Genomic DNA, 15,243 nt, shown 5'->3' with positions numbered 1-15,243 from the left:
AATCAAGGAGGACTCACCTTATGAAGCGGAAACTCAGAGCGATGCTCGCGGCGCTTTTGATCCTGGCGGCTGCGTTCGGCGCCACCGCGTCCGCCGAACCCAATCAGATCATCTTCGCGCTGCAGAACGAGCCCGACGGCATCGATCCGGGCGTCACCAACAACAGCTTCGCCTCGCCCTTCCTCGCCAATTGCTTTGAGGGGCTGGTGACCTACGACACCACGACCGGCTCGTTGATCGGCGGCAACGCCGAGAGCTGGACGATCTCGGACGACGGCACGGTCTATACCTTCAAGCTCCGCCAGGGCCTCAAGTGGTCGGACGGCAGCGCGCTGACCGCGCAGGACTACGTCTACGCCTATCAGCGCATCCTGAAGCCGGAGACGACCGCGCAGTACGTGAGCCTGCTGACCGAATACATCAAGGGTGCGCAGGAGTACTACGACGGGGCGGCCGACGCCGAGGCGCTGGGCATTGTGGCGCTCGACGATAACACGCTGGAGCTGACGCTCAAGAGCGCCACGCCGTTCTTCATCGACGTCCTGACCATGTGGACGTTCAGCCCGGTGCAGCAGGCGACTGTCGAGCGCAACGGCGACCGCTGGACCGCCAGCCCCGAGACCTACGTGTGCAACGGAGCGTTCATGATCAGCGAGATGAACCTGGGCGAGAGCGTCGTGCTTACCAAGAACCCCAACTACTACGATGCCGACGCGGTGAAGCTCGAGAAGATCACCTTCCGCTACATCTCCGATCCCTCGACCGCGCTCCTGGCCTACGAGGCCGGCGAGATCGACGGCAGCCGCACCGTGCCGCCGTCCGACTATGCGCGGCTCAAGGCCGACGGCGCGGGCGTCGTGGCGGTGGCCTCCTACGGCACGGTGTTCTATAATTTCAACTGCGCCAAGGCTCCGTTTGACAATCCGCTGGTGCGCAAGGCGTTCAGCCTGGCCATCGACAGAAGCGCGCTGATCAACGACGTGGTGCAGGTCGACGCGCTGCCCGCCTATTCCAACATCTCGCCGGGCTATTCGATCGACGGGGTGGACTTCGTGGACGGGCGTTCGGAGTTTGGCCTGTCGGCCGGCGCCGATGTGGAGGGCGCGAAGGCCGCGCTCGCCGAGGCCGGCTATCCCGACGGCGCGCTCTTCCCGGAGATCACGCTGTCCTACTACACCAACGAGAACGTCAAGAAGATCGTCGAAGCGATGGCCGAGATGCTTAAGACCAACCTCAACGTCCCGATCAACATCATCAACGAGGAGTGGTCGGTGTACTACCCGAACGTGCAGGCGGGCAACTTCGACCTGTGCGCGATGGGCTGGAGCGGCGACTACGTGCATCCGATGACCTTCCTGCCGCTGCTCGTGACCGGCGACGTCAACAACCTGGGCAAGTATTCGAACGCCGATTACGACGCGCTGGTGGCCCAGGCGCAGGTGGAAACCGACTCGGTCAAGGCGATGGAGATCATGCGAGAGGCCGACGCGCTGGCCTCCGCCGAGTACCCGACGCTGACGCTGTACTATAAGACAAACACGATGCTGATGAAGGACAAGGTGCAGGGCTACTACCTGAACCCGTCCGACATGCTCTACCTGAAGACGGCCGAGGTCGTAGGGTAATTTGACATGATGCGCAGGGGTCGATGCCCGCATCGGCCCCTGCATGATTTTTGGAGGGATACAAAATGACTCGCGCGATCATCCGCACGTTGGGCTACGGCGAAATGCGCTTTGAACTCTTCCCGGATAAAGCGCCGATCACGGTGGCCAGCTTCGCCGAGGCCGCCAACGCCGGCTTCTACGACGGCCTGGCCTGGTGCCGCGTGGTGCGCGGCTACGTGATTCAGGCCGGGAGCCCCGACAACGACATCATGACCGACAGCGATTTTCACATCACCGGCGAGTTTCGCGACAACGGCTTCGACACCGGCCTCACCCACGCCCGCGGCGCGATCAGCATGGCGCGCGACGACGATTATAATACGGCCGGCACCCAGTTCTTCGTCGTGCATCGGGACGCCCACAAGCTGGATGGCCGCTACGCCGCGTTCGGCCGGATGATCGGCGGCTTCGAAGCGCTCGACCGCATCGCCGAAGTGGAGACCAACGGAACAGAAAACTGGAACCGCCCGCTTAAGCTGCCCATCATCGAGTCGATTCGCGTAGAGGCGGACGAGCCGCTGCCGCCCGTGACGCGATTGCCGTAGCGCAAAAAATTCCCCTCCGGAGAGGGGAATGGGGAAGATCTACGCCTGCGCCGGCTTCACCGCGATCGACAGCGCGTCCAGTTGCTCTGCGTGCACCTCGCTGGGCGTGGCCATCATCAGGCAATTCGCGTTTTGCGCCTTCGGGAAGGCGATTACCTCGCGCAGGTTGTCCTTGTGCGCCAGCATCATCACCAGCCGGTCGATGCCGAACGCGAAGCCGCCGTGCGGCGGCGTGCCGTACTTGAACGCCTCGAGCAAAAAGCCGAAGCGCAGCTGCGCCTCCTCCGCGCTCAGGCCGATCAGCTTGAACATCTCGGCCTGCCAGTCGCTGCGATGGATGCGGATCGAGCCGGAGCCCATCTCGATGCCGTTCAAGACCAGGTCGTAGGCCTTGGCGCGCACCGCGCCCGGCTCGGTCTTCATGAGCTCCCGGTCCTCGTCCATCACCGAGGTGAACGGATGGTGCATCGCGACAAAGCGTCCATCCTCCTCGTCGTACTCGAGCAGCGGGAACTCGGTCACCCAGAACAGGTTGTATTGATCCTGATCGATCAGGGCGTGTCGGCGTGCGATTTCCTTGCGCAGCTCGCCCAGCGATTGCAGCACCACGCTCTTTTTGTCGGCCACGAAGAACAGCGCGTCGCCCGGCTGCGCATCCATCGCGGTGAGCAGCTTTGCCTTGAAATCATCGGTCAAAAACTTGTTGAACGAGCTGCGCACGCTTCCGTCCGCGTTCACGGTCAGCCACGCCAGGCCCTTGGCGCGGTAGGTCTTGACGAACTCGGCCAGCGCGTCGACCTCCTTGCGCGTCATCGCCTCGGCGAGGCCGCGGGCGTTGACGCCGCGCACCGTGCCGCCCGCCTCGATCGCCTGTTCAAACACGCCGAAGCCCGAGCCGATTGCCGCGTCCGACACGTCGACCAGCTTGAGCGCGAACCGGGTGTCCGGCTTGTCGGAGCCGTATTGCTCCATCGCGTCGCGCCAGGTCATGCGGGGCAGGGGCAAGGCCAGTTCCACACCCTTGACCGCGCGGAACACCTCGGCGAACGCGCCTTCGATCACGCCCTGGATGTCCTCGGGCTCGATGAACGACATCTCCACGTCGCATTGGGTGAACTCGGGCTGGCGGTCGGCGCGGTTATCCTCGTCGCGGAAGCAGCGCGCGATTTGAAAGTAGCGGTCGAACCCGGAGAGCATCAAAAGCTGCTTGTAGATCTGCGGCGACTGGGGCAGCGCGTAGAACGAGCCGGGGTACTGGCGCGAGGGCACCAGAAAGTCGCGCGCGCCCTCGGGCGTCGACTTGGTCAGAATCGGCGTCTCCACCTCGGTGAAGCCCTGCTCCTCCATGTGGCGGCGGATCGCGCTCGTCACCCGAGCGCGCAGCCGCAGCGCGCTTTGCAGCGACGGCTTGCGCAGGTCGAGGTAGCGGTACTTGAGCCGCACCAGCTCGTTTTCGCCGGCCTCGTCATCGATGTAGATCGGCGGCGTCTCGCTCTTGTTGAGCAGGATCGCCTCTTTAACAAACACCTCGACGTCGCCGTTCTTCATCTTGGCGTTCACGGCGTCAAGCGCGCGCGCGCGCACCTCGCCCTTAATCGACAGCACGTACTCGCCGCGCAGCGAGCCGCCCAGCTTGAATAGGTCCGCGCCGCAGGTGGCCTCGTCGAACACCAGCTGCACGAGCCCCTCCCGGTCGCGCAGCCACACGAACACCACGCCGCCCAGGTCGCGCGTCTTCTGCACCCAGCCCGACAGCTGGACAATCTGCCCCACCAGAGCATTGGAAACCGCGCCGCAATAGTGCGTGCGCCTGAACCCGATCATCGACATGAGGATGCCTCCGTTTCGCGATTAGTGCTTCAAAACCTGGATGATATCGCCGCGCGCGACCTCGGTCTCGGTGCTGCTGCCCATGTCGCGCAGCTTGACCACGCCGCGTGCCAGTTCGTCGCCGGCCAGCACGATCACCTGCTTGGCCCCGCTCTTGTCGGCGTACTTGAACTGCGCCTTGAGCGAGCGCGCCGCGTGGTCGAGGTCGGCCTTGAGCCCGGCTTCGCGCAGCTCCCGGACTAGCCGCATACCCTCAAGGCGTGCCTCGCTTCCCAGCGTGCATACGAACACGTCGTACAGCGGCTCGGCTTGGGGCGCAACGCCGCGCTGGTCCTGGATCATCAGCAGCCGTTCCACGCCCATGCCGAAACCGACGCCCGGCGTGGACGGGCCGCCCAGCGTCTCGACCAGCGCGTCGTAGCGCCCGCCGCCGCAGGCGGTCAGTTTGCCGGCGGGCGTGTCGGCGATGATCTCAAACACCGTCCGGGTGTAGTAGTCGAGCCCGCGCACGATCCGGCTGTCGATTGCGTAGGGCAGGTTCAGCGCCGCAAGGTAACCTTTGAGCTGCTCGAAGTGATCGGCGCACTCGCCGCACAGGTAATCGAGCATCGCGGGAGCAGAGGTCAGCTTATGCCGGCAGCCCGGCTCCTTGCAGTCCAGAATGCGCATCGGGTTGCGCTCGAACCGGCCCCGGCAGGTCTCGCAGAGGTCCGGCAGCATCGGCTCAAGGAAGGCCTTGAGCGCCTCGTGGTACTCGGCGCGGCAGGTCGGGCAGCCGATCGAGTTGATCGTGAGCGCCAAATCAGCGATGCCCGAGCGCTTCAGTACTTCCATCGCGAGGCTGATTACCTCGGCGTCGCAGCTGGCGTCCCTGGCCCCGAACACCTCCACCCCCAGCTGATGGTGCTCGCGCAGCCGGCCGGCCTGCGGCTTCTCATACCGGAACACCGGACAGGATATGTAGCACGTCTTGCAGGGCAGGGGTTCCGAAAACAGCTTGCCCTCGAGGAAGGCGCGCACCACGCCGGCCGTGCCCTCGGGCTTGAGCGTGACCGAGCGGCCGCCCTTGTCGAGGAAGGTGTACATCTCCTTTTGCACCACGTCGGTGGTGTCTCCGACGCCGCGCAGGAACAGCTCGGTATGCTCGAACACCGGCGTGCGCACCTCGCGGTAGCCGTACAAAAGGCACACGTCGCGCATGGTTTGCTCGACTTTCTGCCAGCGGTAGCTGCTCGCCGGCAGCACATCCTGCGTGCCCTTGGGCGCTTGGGTCAACATAGTTCGTAAGCCTCCCTTGGAAAAAATGAAACAGCCCTTCGATCCAAGGGACGAAAGGCTGTGTTTCGCGGTGCCACCCTCATTAAGCGCGCAATGGCGCTTCACTCGATACGCATTATCGCCGCGTCCGCGCCCTCGGAGGAGGGAGGCTCGGGGTTGTCGTTCGCCGCCTAAACGCGAGGACGCTTGCAGCCGGGGCGTCCCTCTCTGCGCGCGCGTCGCCGGTTACTCTGCCCGTCGTTGCCCACATGATTTTATGAAGACGATTATAGCGCAGCGCGGGGTGGGTGTCAAGTTAAGCGCCGCGGTCGGCTGCAATCAGCGTGCGCACCGCCTCGACAGCGGTGCGGATCGCGCCCGTGGTATCGTGCACTTCCGGGTTGCTCAGGCCCAGCTTCGCGCGCTCCTGGTTCCAGACCACGCTGAGCACGCAGCCGGTGCGCGCGCGCAGGAAACTGCCCAGGATGAACAGCGTGGCGCTCTCCATCTCGGAGGCTAGGCAGCCCGCGCGAATCCAAGCCTCCCACTTGGCCTCAAGCTCGCCCGCAATCGGCATGCGGCCGGGGTCGTGCTGGCCGTAGAACGAATCCTTGCACTGCACCACGCCGTGATGGCAGTTGTAGTTCAGCGCGCGCGCGGAGGCGACCAGCGCGTTGGTGACCTGAAGGTCGGGCACGGCGGGGAACTCGATCGGCGTATACTCCTTGCTGGTGCCGTCCATGCGGATCGCGCCGGTGGCCACCACGATGTCGCCGCCCACGATTTCGCTCTGCATGCCGCCGCAGGTACCCACGCGGATGAAGGTGCGAACGCCGGTCTTGTAAAGTTCCTCCACCCCGATCGCGGTGGACGGCCCGCCCATGCCGGTGGACATCACCAGCACCTTCTCGCCGCAGAGCTCGCCGAGCCAGGTGGTGTATTCGCGGTTTTGATGGTAGAAGCGCGGACCCACGAAGTGCTCGGCGATCGCCGGCACTCGCCCCGGATCGCCGGGCAAGATCGCGTATTTCGCGCCGTGCCGGTCGTCAAAGCCGATGTGATACATCGCGTCCATGTGCGCATCCCTCCTTAAAGTCGTTGCATCCTACAACAATTCGCCGCACAAGCCCGAAATCCTGCCGGACGAACGCAACAATGCGCAGGCAGGAAACATACTCAATTGGTATGGACTTTTTCGGAGGTTTGCCTTATACTGAAGGCGCAGACGACGAGGAGGCCCGCGTCAAGCAAGGTACGCCGGCGGATAGGGTAGGGGGGAAGGCCTGTGAGCGTCTTGGGGATTGGATACGGCGGCATGAACCGGTATGCCGCATACGGTCAGATGTCGATGCCAAACGCCGTGGGCCGTCCGGACGATATGGAGCCGCCCGCGCAAATCGGCGCCGTGGAGTGCCAGACCTGCAAGGGCCGGAAGTATCAGGACGGCTCCAACGATCCGGGGGTATCATTCAAGGCGCCGGGTCATATCGATCCCGCCAATGCCCAGTCCGTCGTCAGGAGCCATGAACGGGAGCATGTCGCGAATGAACGGGCGAAGGCTCGGACACAGGACAGCAAGGTCGTTTCCCAGAGCGTCAGGCTTTTCACATCGGTGTGCCCGGAGTGCGGACGCACCTATGTCTCCGGCGGTCTGACCCGAACGGTTACGGCGTCCGCGGATAGACAAACGCAGGGTTTTCCGAGCAAGGGCGGAGGAAGGTCGTTCGGACGGTTTATCGATGTGACCGTGTAATCATAAAAAGGCGGATGACGCTGCCGGGATGGCGGCGTCATCCGCCTTTTTCTATGGGCGGTTATTCGATCTCAATCCTGCGGCCGGTCTTCGGCTGTTCGGCCTGCTTGGGCAATACCATCTGCAGCACGCCGTCTTGACACTTGGCGCTGATGCCGGCCTCGTCGATGCCGTTCAGGGTGAACGAGCGCTGAAACTTCATCTGGCGGCGCTCATTGTACAGGTAGGTGCCCTGTTTCTCTTCCTTGCTTGCATCGGCCTCGGCGGTGATGGTCAGCACGCCGCCGTCCACCTCGATGTGCACGTCGTCGCGCTTGAAGCCGGGCAGGTCGGCCTCGAGCAGGTAGTGATCGCCCTCGTCCTTGACGTCCACCCTGAGACCGGCCTGCGCCGGCTCGGCGTTCAGGAAGAACGACCGGAAGAAGTCGTCCATGAACGGGAATTCACTGCGGGCGATCGGGTTGCGGTTGAAGCGATAGGGCATCAGGTTGGCCATGTCAATCCCTCCATTTTGTTTTTGTCTCGTTGATGTTTCGGAGATATTCTCCCCGTCGACTGATTGCATTATACCCTATAGATCAAAGAAAGTCAATATCAGAAAAGGTTAAAAATTCGTGCGCGAGGCGGCTTGATTAACCATCAAAGGCTTGCCCCGGCGGAGCGGACGCGCTATGATGATACGAAGGGGTGAATCGAGCATGACGCGGCGACTATACTACGAGGACGCCTATCTGACCGACTTTGAGGCGCGGGTGCTTTCGTGCCGGGCGGAGGGAGAGCGATTTTCGATCGCGCTCGACCGCTCGGCGTTCTACCCGACCTCGGGCGGGCAGCCGTACGATGTCGGTACGCTCGGCGGCGCGCGGGTGCTGGACGTCTACGTGGACGAGGCCGGGGACGTGGCGCACGTAACCGACCGGCCGCTTGAGGTAAACGCTTTTGTTGCGGGGAAGATCGATTGGGCGCGCCGGTTCGACCACATGCAGCAGCACGCGGGCGACCACATGATGGCGGGCGTGATCCATCGGGAGCTCTCCGGCTACACGGTGGGGCTGCACGTGGGGGCGGTGGATTCCACGATCGACGTGGTGCTGCCCGACGGGCGCATGCGGCTCGACGAGGCGGAGATCCGTGAGATCGAGCGGCAGGTGAACGAACAGATCCAGCGCGACCTGCCCATCCGCTGCTGGTTTCCGGACGCAGACGAGCTTATGCGCTTGCCGCTGCGCAAGGCCCCGACGGTCACGGACCGCGTCCGGGTGGTGATGGTAGGGGACGTAGAATGCGTGGCCTGCGGCGGCACCCATCCGAGCTCCAGCGGGCAGTTGGGGGCGTTCAAGATCTTGGACGCCCGGCCCAGCCGGGGCAAGCTGCGCGTGAGCTTCGTGTGCGGCATGCGCGCCATGAACGACTATCAGCTGAAGTCGGACGCCGCCAAGCGGGCCGCGCAGCTGTTTTCGACAAAGGTGGAGTTGATGCCCGATGCGGTTCTGCGGCTGATCGAGCGGGCCAAGAAGGCCGAGACCGAACTCAAGAAACAATTACGAGGGAAGAAGAACGAACAGGCATGAACCGAAGCATCTTTTCGATTGAGCGGTTGTTGCCCCGGACCGGGGCGCTGGGGGAGACGCCCTCCACGGGGGAGGCGTACCGCGATGTCGCGCGCATCGCCCTGCCATCGGTGGCCGAGATGGTGCTGATGAGCCTGATCGGCATGATGGACGCCATCATGGTCGGGCAGGTGCTGGGCGCGGGGCCGCTGGCGGCGGTGGGGTTGGTCGACCAGCCGCGCATGCTGCTGATGTCGGTGTTCTTCGCGCTCAACATCGGCGTGACCGCAATTGTGGCACGGCGCAAGGGCGAGGAACGGCGCGACGAAGCCAACCGCACGCTGCGCAATGCCGTCGTGCTGTGCCTGCTCTGCTCGGCGGCGATGATGACGGTGGGGCTCATGACCTCGCGCGGGATGATGCGGCTTGCGGGCGCGCAGGCCGACACCGTCCGGGACGCCGAGACCTACTACCGCATTTTGGTATACTTTCTGCCGGTCAACGCGCTGACCATGTGCATATGCGCGGCGCAGCGCGGTGTGGGCAACACCCGGCTGACCATGTACGTCAACACCGCCTCCAACCTGGTCAACGTGGTCTTCAACTACCTGCTGATCGGAGGCAACCTGGGCTTTCCGCGGCTCGAGGTGGAGGGAGCGGCCTACGCCACCGGCATCGGCTTCTGCGTAGGATTGGTGCTGGCATTGGTGACCGTGGCCCGGCCGCATGGGTGCGTGGGCGACGGCTTCCTGCACCTGAGATGGCGCGACGACTGGCGAATCGACCGTCAGGCGATGGGATCGATCGTCCGCATGGGCTGGGGCGCCATGCTCGAGCAGGTGGCGCTGCGCGTGGGCTTCTTCTGGTACGCGCGCATCGTGGCCGACCTGGGCACCTTGGCCTTCGCGGCGCATCAGATTTGCATGAAGTTCCTGAACCTGTCCTTTACCTTCGGCGACGGCATCGGTATCGCCGGCACGTCGCTGGTGGGTCAGATGCTGGGCCGGAAGCGGCCGGATCTCGCGCAGGCGTACGGCAAGGCGGCGCAGCGCATGGCGCTGGTGGTGTCGCTCGCGCTGGCCAGCTCCATCGCCCTGTTCCGAACGCCGTTGTCGGCGATGTTTGTCGGCGACGTGAGTTCGAGCGCCGTGCGCGCCGAGGATGTGATCGCGCTGGCCAGCCGGGTGATGTTGATGGTGGCGCTGTTCCAGCCGTTCCAGACCACCTCGGTGGTCATCTCGGGCGCGCTGCGCGGCGCGGGCGACAACAAGTACGTGGCGCTGGTCATGCTTTTGTGCGTGTCGCTGATCCGCCCGCTGTGCGCGATGGCTGCGATCTACCTGATTACCCATACACTGAGTCGGCCCGACATCGCGCTCATGGGCTGCTGGGCGGCGTCGCTGATCGACATGATGCTGCGCATGACGCTGGTGTACCGGCGCTTCAATGGAGGGAAATGGCATGATATTGCGGTTTGACGCGATGATCTTCGACATGGACGGCACGCTGCTCGACTCGATGGGCTACTGGCGGCGGATCAACGTGGATTTCCTGGCGGCGCGCGGCTTGACGCCGCCCGAGGAGATTCGCGCCGATATCCTGGAGACGTCGAACCGGGTCGCGGCGCGGCTGTACGCCGAGCGCCTCGACATCGGCATGGACATGGCGCAAATCATGGCGGAGTACCGCCGACGCATGGGCGTCTACTATCAAACCGAGATCGGCCCGAAACCGGACGCGCTGGGCTATGTGAACTGGCTGAGGCGCCGGGGCGTCCGCGTGTGCGTGGGCACGGCCAGCCCGCTCGATCTGGCCGTGCCTGCGCTAGAAAGACATGGGCTGCTGGAGCCGATGGAGTTCGTGCTGTCCGCACAAGACCTCGGCATGGATAAAGGCGGGCCCGACTTCTACCGGCTGATCGCCGAGCGGCTGAACCTCCCGTGCGAGCGCTGCGCCATGTTCGAGGACGCACTCTACGCCGCCCGCGGCGCGAAGGCCGCGGGCCTCACCGTATACGCCATCGCCGACCACACCCAGCGCGCCCACGAAGCGGAGCTGCGCGAGGTCGCGGATGTATTCGTACGGGATTTTGCGGAACTTATGTAAAATTGCGGCTGGAAAATCAACCTTGCGCATTCGCTCGATTGCGGGTATAATGATATAAATCGTAAGCTGCACACAGAAAGGAGCGCTCCCCATGCCCGAAGAACGCGTTAGAGAGGGGCTCAACCGCCGGCAGGAAGTCTCCGTGCTCAATTGGATGGGCACGATGCTGTTGCTCATGGTGCCCGCCGTGCTGGCCGGGGTGATCGGCTACCTGTGGCCCACCAACCTGATTGTGCTGATCGGCGCTACGCTGCTTGTGGACATCGTGCTGATGACGGTCATCATGATGACGGCGCGCAAGGCGTCCAAGCGCAACGCCATGGTGGCGGCGCTGATCCTGACGGTGCTGTTCATTGTGGGGTCCCTGCTGGGCTGCGCCTTCTTCGGCGACCGAATCGCCGCCTTCTTCGAAACGCTCAACGCGCCCGCTGCCGAGGCACTGGACGCATTGCCCGAACCCACGCCCGAGCTGCCGACGCCCACCCCGCGCGCGATCGTGCCGACGCCGACGCCGACCGTGCCCCCCGTGGAATTCGAGCCCACGCCGACCGTGCCGCCGGCGGCATGACGGCACTTCACGGATGTATTCAACGGGCCGCCCTCATCACAGGGGCGGCCCGCTATTTTTCGAACAAGGTCAGGGGCGATCCCGCCGGATACACCTGCACGTCCTGGCGCACGCCGGCACGGGCGAGGAAGTGGGTTACGCGGCTGCGGGCGTAGAGGTAGGCTTCGTGCAGCGTCACCCGCTTGTCTTGGTTAAGGTCGGCGCGCAGCCGCGTGGGCTTGTCGGCGATCAAGTCCCAGCCGCCCGCCTCCGCAAGGCTGCGCCCGAACGCGGTGGACATGGCGTCCTCGGTGTCGGTGCCGTCGGAGCTGAACCGCCAGCTGTCCTGAACCGAGCTGGTCGAGGTCAGCAGTCGGTACTTGCTGCTCAAAAAGCGCGCGCCCGAACCGGGGAAGAAGGTCTGCGCCATGCGGCGGTTGAACGAGGCCTGCGCGGTGCCTGAGATGAACGAACCGCTCTGGCAGCAGTCGATCATCAGTACGATCGTGCCCGGTATGCGCCTGAGCATCCGCTCGAGCTTCTTTGCCGACAGGCGCGAGCCGTCGTGGAATTCCAGCCAGGCCTGCCTACCGGTCAGGCCGCCGTGGCAGTTGATGTAGAGGATGTTAACGTCGGTCGGCTGCGCGTCGGCGAACGCCGCGCGGATCAAAGCCACGGCCTCGTCCGCGCTGACGTCCAGGTTGAGTGTAACCTCCGGCGGCTTGCCGCCGTAGCGCTGGCGGGCGAAGGTGTCCGCCAGGCCCTGCGCGGTGTTGATCGAGCCGGTGCGCACCCGCCCGTCGGCGTAGCGCTGCTCGCCCATGATCAGCGCGCGGTAGCGGCTCTTTTCGCGCTTGACCGTGACGCGAGCCTCGGCTTGGAAGCCGCCGTCCTCGGTCGTGACGGTGACGACGGCCTCGCCGGGCTTGAGCGCGCACAGCCGCCCCTCCCGGTCGATCGACAGTACGGCGGGGTCGGAACTGACGAGCCGCACGCGCCGATTTGAGGCGCGCTCGGGCAGTACGCGGCAGGCAAGCTCACTCAACTCCCCGGCGTGCAGCTCGAGCGACTGCGAGAGCAGCTCGAGCCCGGTCGCCGGTACCTGCTCGACCGTGAGCGTGGCGCGCGCCTCCACACCCGCCACCCCGCTCAGGATGATCTGGGTCTGGCCGGCGTTCAGCGCCACCACCTCGCCGTCCGGGGAGACCGAGGCTACGCGCGGGTCGGCGCTCAGGAACACCGCGTCGCCGAGCGCGCCCTGCGGCTCGACCGCGTAGCTCAGCCGCGCGGTGCCGCCCTCCTCGAGCGTCAGCGTCTGGGCGCTCAGCCGGAGCGCGCTCGGCGGCCCCTGCCCCTCATCGGGCAGCGCCAGCGTCAGGTGGTAGGCCCCGGTCTCCTCGCCGCGCCCGCTGACCCGCACGTAGTAGGTCCGCCCGGCGGTGAGATGGTGCTGTATGCGAAAGTCCAAGCCGTAGGGGCTGTACAGGTTATCGGACACCGCCAGCCGGTTTCCGGCCTCGTCCAACAGATAGCCCACGGTGTTAATTTGAGAACTGGAGCGGATCGAGCACAGCCCGCTGGTCGGGGCGGTAAAGCGAAACCAATGGGTGTCGTAGGCGCGCGCGATCGACTTGTCGTAGCCCTTGGCCGGTTCGGTGAGCACGATCGCCTGGTCGAACGAGCGCCCGAGCGCCGAGCGCATCACCTCCACTTCGACCGGCGCGTTTTGGGCGCTGACCTCCAGCCGGTAGGTGGCGTCGGCGATCAGCCGGGCCTCGAAGCGAAAGCCGGTTGCCCGGTCGATCGGCTGGGGTTCGTCGATCAGGTACAGCGCGGCCTCGGCCTCGCCCGCGCCGAACGACTGGAAGGCGTACAGGTTGTTGGCGGTGGGTGAGAACACGAACGCGTGCGTCTGCCCGTCGGCGGGCACGGCCAGCCGATCGTTGAGCAGCGCGTCCGAGAACGACGCGTCCTGCGCGCGCGCAAACGAAGCGAAGGCAAGCCAAAGCGCCAACAGCATAAGACCTGCCAGCGTGCGCTTCATGCCTTACCCTCATCTTTCTTCGATAGTATCTGAGTGGAAAACAACATCCATTGTACTCGATTCCGGATGAAGTTGCAACTGGCGGCAGATTATTCCTCTGTGAGCGCCTGCGGAACTACATGGATATTGGACGGCAAAAAGAAAAAGGCGAGGGAAACGGACGCGGATCTGTGCCGGAATACCGGGACTGCGTCTGTGGGCTGACCGCGCCCCGACGCTCGCCGCTTAGCTTTTTGTCCGATTTTCTGTTGACAGCCCCGAACAACACTTGATCTGCATGTAAAAACCTGATAAAATCAAACGCGAAAAGACAAGAGAAAACAGAAGGGAAATTCGAAGGATGGACAAGATGACACATGGGAACCACTTCTCCAGGCCGCGTTTTCCCCATGCCGTTTGGATGAAGCGACTGGCCATTCTCCTGCTTGCTTTCGCCATCCTTCAGGGAGGGATCCTGCCGGGGGCCCTGGCAGCCGGCGCGGGCGAGAATTTGGCCCGGGAGGCCGCCATCCTTGAAGAACAGGGGCAATACAGTCTGTCAATCGAGCGCTACGCGCAGGCGATTCCCCTCCTGCTGGAAGAAGGAAACATGAAACTGGCCGAAGCCTGCGGCGAATCGTCAAAAAAGCTAGCCATCATGAAAGGAACCTATCCCTACACCCTGGCAGAGACCAAGGGCTTTATCCGCCAAGCCTACCCAGAGGCCACGGAAGAGCAGATCACGCTGTGGACATCGGCCGATACGGTTCATCAATGGTTTTATGACGGGGAGGCGCACTACTTCGATGATACAGCCGCAAACTTGCCGTATCGGTATCTGGATCTGATGCTTGAGGATGAGGCGCGTCAGAAGGCATACAAGCAGCTGGTTGCAGATGTCCTGTCCATCGCCGCGGCGCAGCCGGTAGACGGGTTTACGCAATACAGCAAGCCGGCGAAGTACCGCGGCGTCCACACCATCTCCGTGCCCAGGGAAGCGCTGCCGCAAACCGGCGTGCTGCGGATATGGCTTCCCATCCCCATCAATACAGGGCCCCAGACAGGGGTTGTCATCGAGTCGGTCATCCCGGAAAAATGGATGAAGCTGCCCCCCAGCATTGACCAGGATATCGGCCTGGCGTATTTCGAAGTGCCCCTGTCAGAACTGGCGGAGGACCTGTTCATCCGGCTTTCTTTCGTGTTTACCCATCATGAGCAGCACTTCAATGTGGATCCTGACAATATCGGCGAATATGACAAAGGGTCCGCGCTTTACCGGCAATACACCAGCGCATATGGCAACACCGAAATCACCGATGAGATCGTCCGGATGGCGGAGCAAATCGCCGGGGACGAGTCTAACCCGTATTTCGCCGCCAGAAAACTCTATAACTACATTGTGGAAAATGTGACCTATTGCTTCATGCCGCACGCGGCATTCCATCCGCGTACTGAAATAGCGGAATCAGGCTATGTTCACCGCTTCCGGCAGGGTGACTGCGGCGCCCAATCCATGTACTTCACAGCCATGTGCCGCGCCCTGGGGATTCCCGCGCGCACCACGGGCGGCTGGCAGCTGTTCAGCGGCGAGTTCGGGGGGCACTTCTGGGCGGAGTTCTACCTGCCCAATTATGGCTGGGTTCCTGTTGACACGTCGTATGGGCAGTCGGCCAATTTCTCAAGGGATATCAGCGCGGAGGATCGGGAGGCCTTCATTGATTTCTGCTTTGCCAGCCAGGACTCGATGCGCTGCGTGGTGCAGAAGGATACGGATGCCCCTCTGATTCCCGCGGCCCGGGGCGCCGTCCTGCTGCCGATGGCCATCCAGATGCCGGCCGCGGAGTATTCCATCCCGGCCGTGGAGATGTGGGATTCTGTAATCGTGGAGCACTGGACACTTGCGTGCGAAAGGCTGCAGGGAGATTGAACAAGGGGTATTGGGCCTCGGACGGACAATTCGCTATT

The 15,243-nt window shown here is 63.8% G+C and carries 13 protein-coding genes; 8 read left to right on the top strand and 5 right to left on the bottom strand.

Translation table 11 applies throughout. The features are described 5' to 3' along the window. Positions 1–20: 20 nt before the first annotated feature. Positions 21–1,625: a peptide ABC transporter substrate-binding protein gene (locus tag ACH6CV_RS00130; protein WP_456356118.1), complete on the top strand. Its 1,605-nt coding sequence runs from the start codon at positions 21–23 to the stop codon at positions 1,623–1,625. A 65-nt stretch (positions 1,626–1,690) separates the two neighbouring features. Continuing rightward, entirely contained in the window at positions 1,691–2,212 is a 522-nt protein-coding gene (locus tag ACH6CV_RS00125) for a peptidylprolyl isomerase (protein ID WP_456356117.1), read from the top strand. Positions 2,213–2,251: 39 nt separating this feature from the next. On the opposite strand, the gene aspS is transcribed toward ACH6CV_RS00125, so the two are convergent. The 3 genes from aspS to udp all read right to left on the bottom strand — a co-directional run bounded on the left by aspS (position 2,252) and on the right by udp (position 6,374). Beyond that, positions 2,252–4,042, bottom strand: coding sequence for an aspartate--tRNA ligase (gene aspS / locus ACH6CV_RS00120; protein ID WP_456356116.1), 1,791 nt, complete (start codon positions 4,040–4,042; stop codon positions 2,252–2,254). Positions 4,043–4,063: 21 nt separating this feature from the next. After that, positions 4,064–5,320: a histidine--tRNA ligase gene (gene hisS, locus ACH6CV_RS00115; RefSeq protein ID WP_456356115.1), complete on the bottom strand. Its 1,257-nt coding sequence runs from the start codon at positions 5,318–5,320 to the stop codon at positions 4,064–4,066. 295 nt (positions 5,321–5,615) lie between these two features. Continuing rightward, entirely contained in the window at positions 5,616–6,374 is a 759-nt protein-coding gene (gene udp / locus ACH6CV_RS00110) for a uridine phosphorylase (protein ID WP_456356114.1), read from the bottom strand. 210 nt (positions 6,375–6,584) lie between these two features. Here udp and ACH6CV_RS00105 point away from each other — a divergent pair, with 210 nt between their 5' ends. Further along, the gene (locus tag ACH6CV_RS00105; RefSeq protein WP_456356113.1) at positions 6,585–7,052 is read left to right on the top strand and encodes a hypothetical protein; all 468 of its coding nucleotides are present in this window, start codon (positions 6,585–6,587) and stop codon (positions 7,050–7,052) included. Positions 7,053–7,113: 61 nt separating this feature from the next. Here ACH6CV_RS00105 and ACH6CV_RS00100 read toward each other — a convergent pair whose 3' ends face one another. After that, positions 7,114–7,548 carry an Hsp20/alpha crystallin family protein gene (locus tag ACH6CV_RS00100; protein ID WP_456356112.1) on the bottom strand — a complete coding sequence of 145 codons (435 nt, stop codon included), beginning with the start codon at positions 7,546–7,548 and terminating at the stop codon, positions 7,114–7,116. Positions 7,549–7,750: 202 nt separating this feature from the next. Here ACH6CV_RS00100 and ACH6CV_RS00095 point away from each other — a divergent pair, with 202 nt between their 5' ends. The 4 genes from ACH6CV_RS00095 (at position 7,751) to ACH6CV_RS00080 (ending at position 11,276) form a co-directional block, all read left to right on the top strand. Next, entirely contained in the window at positions 7,751–8,623 is an 873-nt protein-coding gene (locus ACH6CV_RS00095; RefSeq protein ID WP_456356111.1) for an alanyl-tRNA editing protein, read from the top strand. Beyond that, entirely contained in the window at positions 8,620–10,080 is a 1,461-nt protein-coding gene (locus ACH6CV_RS00090) for an MATE family efflux transporter (RefSeq protein WP_456356110.1), read from the top strand. Before ACH6CV_RS00095 ends, ACH6CV_RS00090 begins: the two co-directional genes overlap by 4 nt. Further along, the gene (locus ACH6CV_RS00085; RefSeq protein ID WP_456356109.1) at positions 10,064–10,708 is read left to right on the top strand and encodes an HAD family hydrolase; all 645 of its coding nucleotides are present in this window, start codon (positions 10,064–10,066) and stop codon (positions 10,706–10,708) included. Before ACH6CV_RS00090 ends, ACH6CV_RS00085 begins: the two co-directional genes overlap by 17 nt. Before the next feature lie 91 nt (positions 10,709–10,799). Continuing rightward, positions 10,800–11,276 carry a hypothetical protein gene (locus ACH6CV_RS00080; protein WP_456356108.1) on the top strand — a complete coding sequence of 159 codons (477 nt, stop codon included), beginning with the start codon at positions 10,800–10,802 and terminating at the stop codon, positions 11,274–11,276. Positions 11,277–11,328: 52 nt separating this feature from the next. Here the strand turns inward: ACH6CV_RS00080 and ACH6CV_RS00075 are convergent, their stop codons facing one another. Beyond that, the gene (locus ACH6CV_RS00075; protein ID WP_456356107.1) at positions 11,329–13,299 is read right to left on the bottom strand and encodes an Ig-like domain-containing protein; all 1,971 of its coding nucleotides are present in this window, start codon (positions 13,297–13,299) and stop codon (positions 11,329–11,331) included. A gap of 340 nt (positions 13,300–13,639) precedes the next feature. Here ACH6CV_RS00075 and ACH6CV_RS00070 point away from each other — a divergent pair, with 340 nt between their 5' ends. Further along, positions 13,640–15,205: a transglutaminase-like domain-containing protein gene (locus ACH6CV_RS00070; RefSeq protein WP_456356106.1), complete on the top strand. Its 1,566-nt coding sequence runs from the start codon at positions 13,640–13,642 to the stop codon at positions 15,203–15,205. Positions 15,206–15,243: the final 38 nt, after the last annotated feature.

Source organism: Anaerozeibacter quisquiliarum (assembly GCF_051162045.1).
GTDB classification, from domain to species: Bacteria; Bacillota; Clostridia; order Christensenellales; family Aristaeellaceae; genus Anaerozeibacter; species Anaerozeibacter quisquiliarum.
Note: the sequence above shows the minus strand (reverse complement) of the source record. Positions and strands in the feature narration are given on the sequence as shown.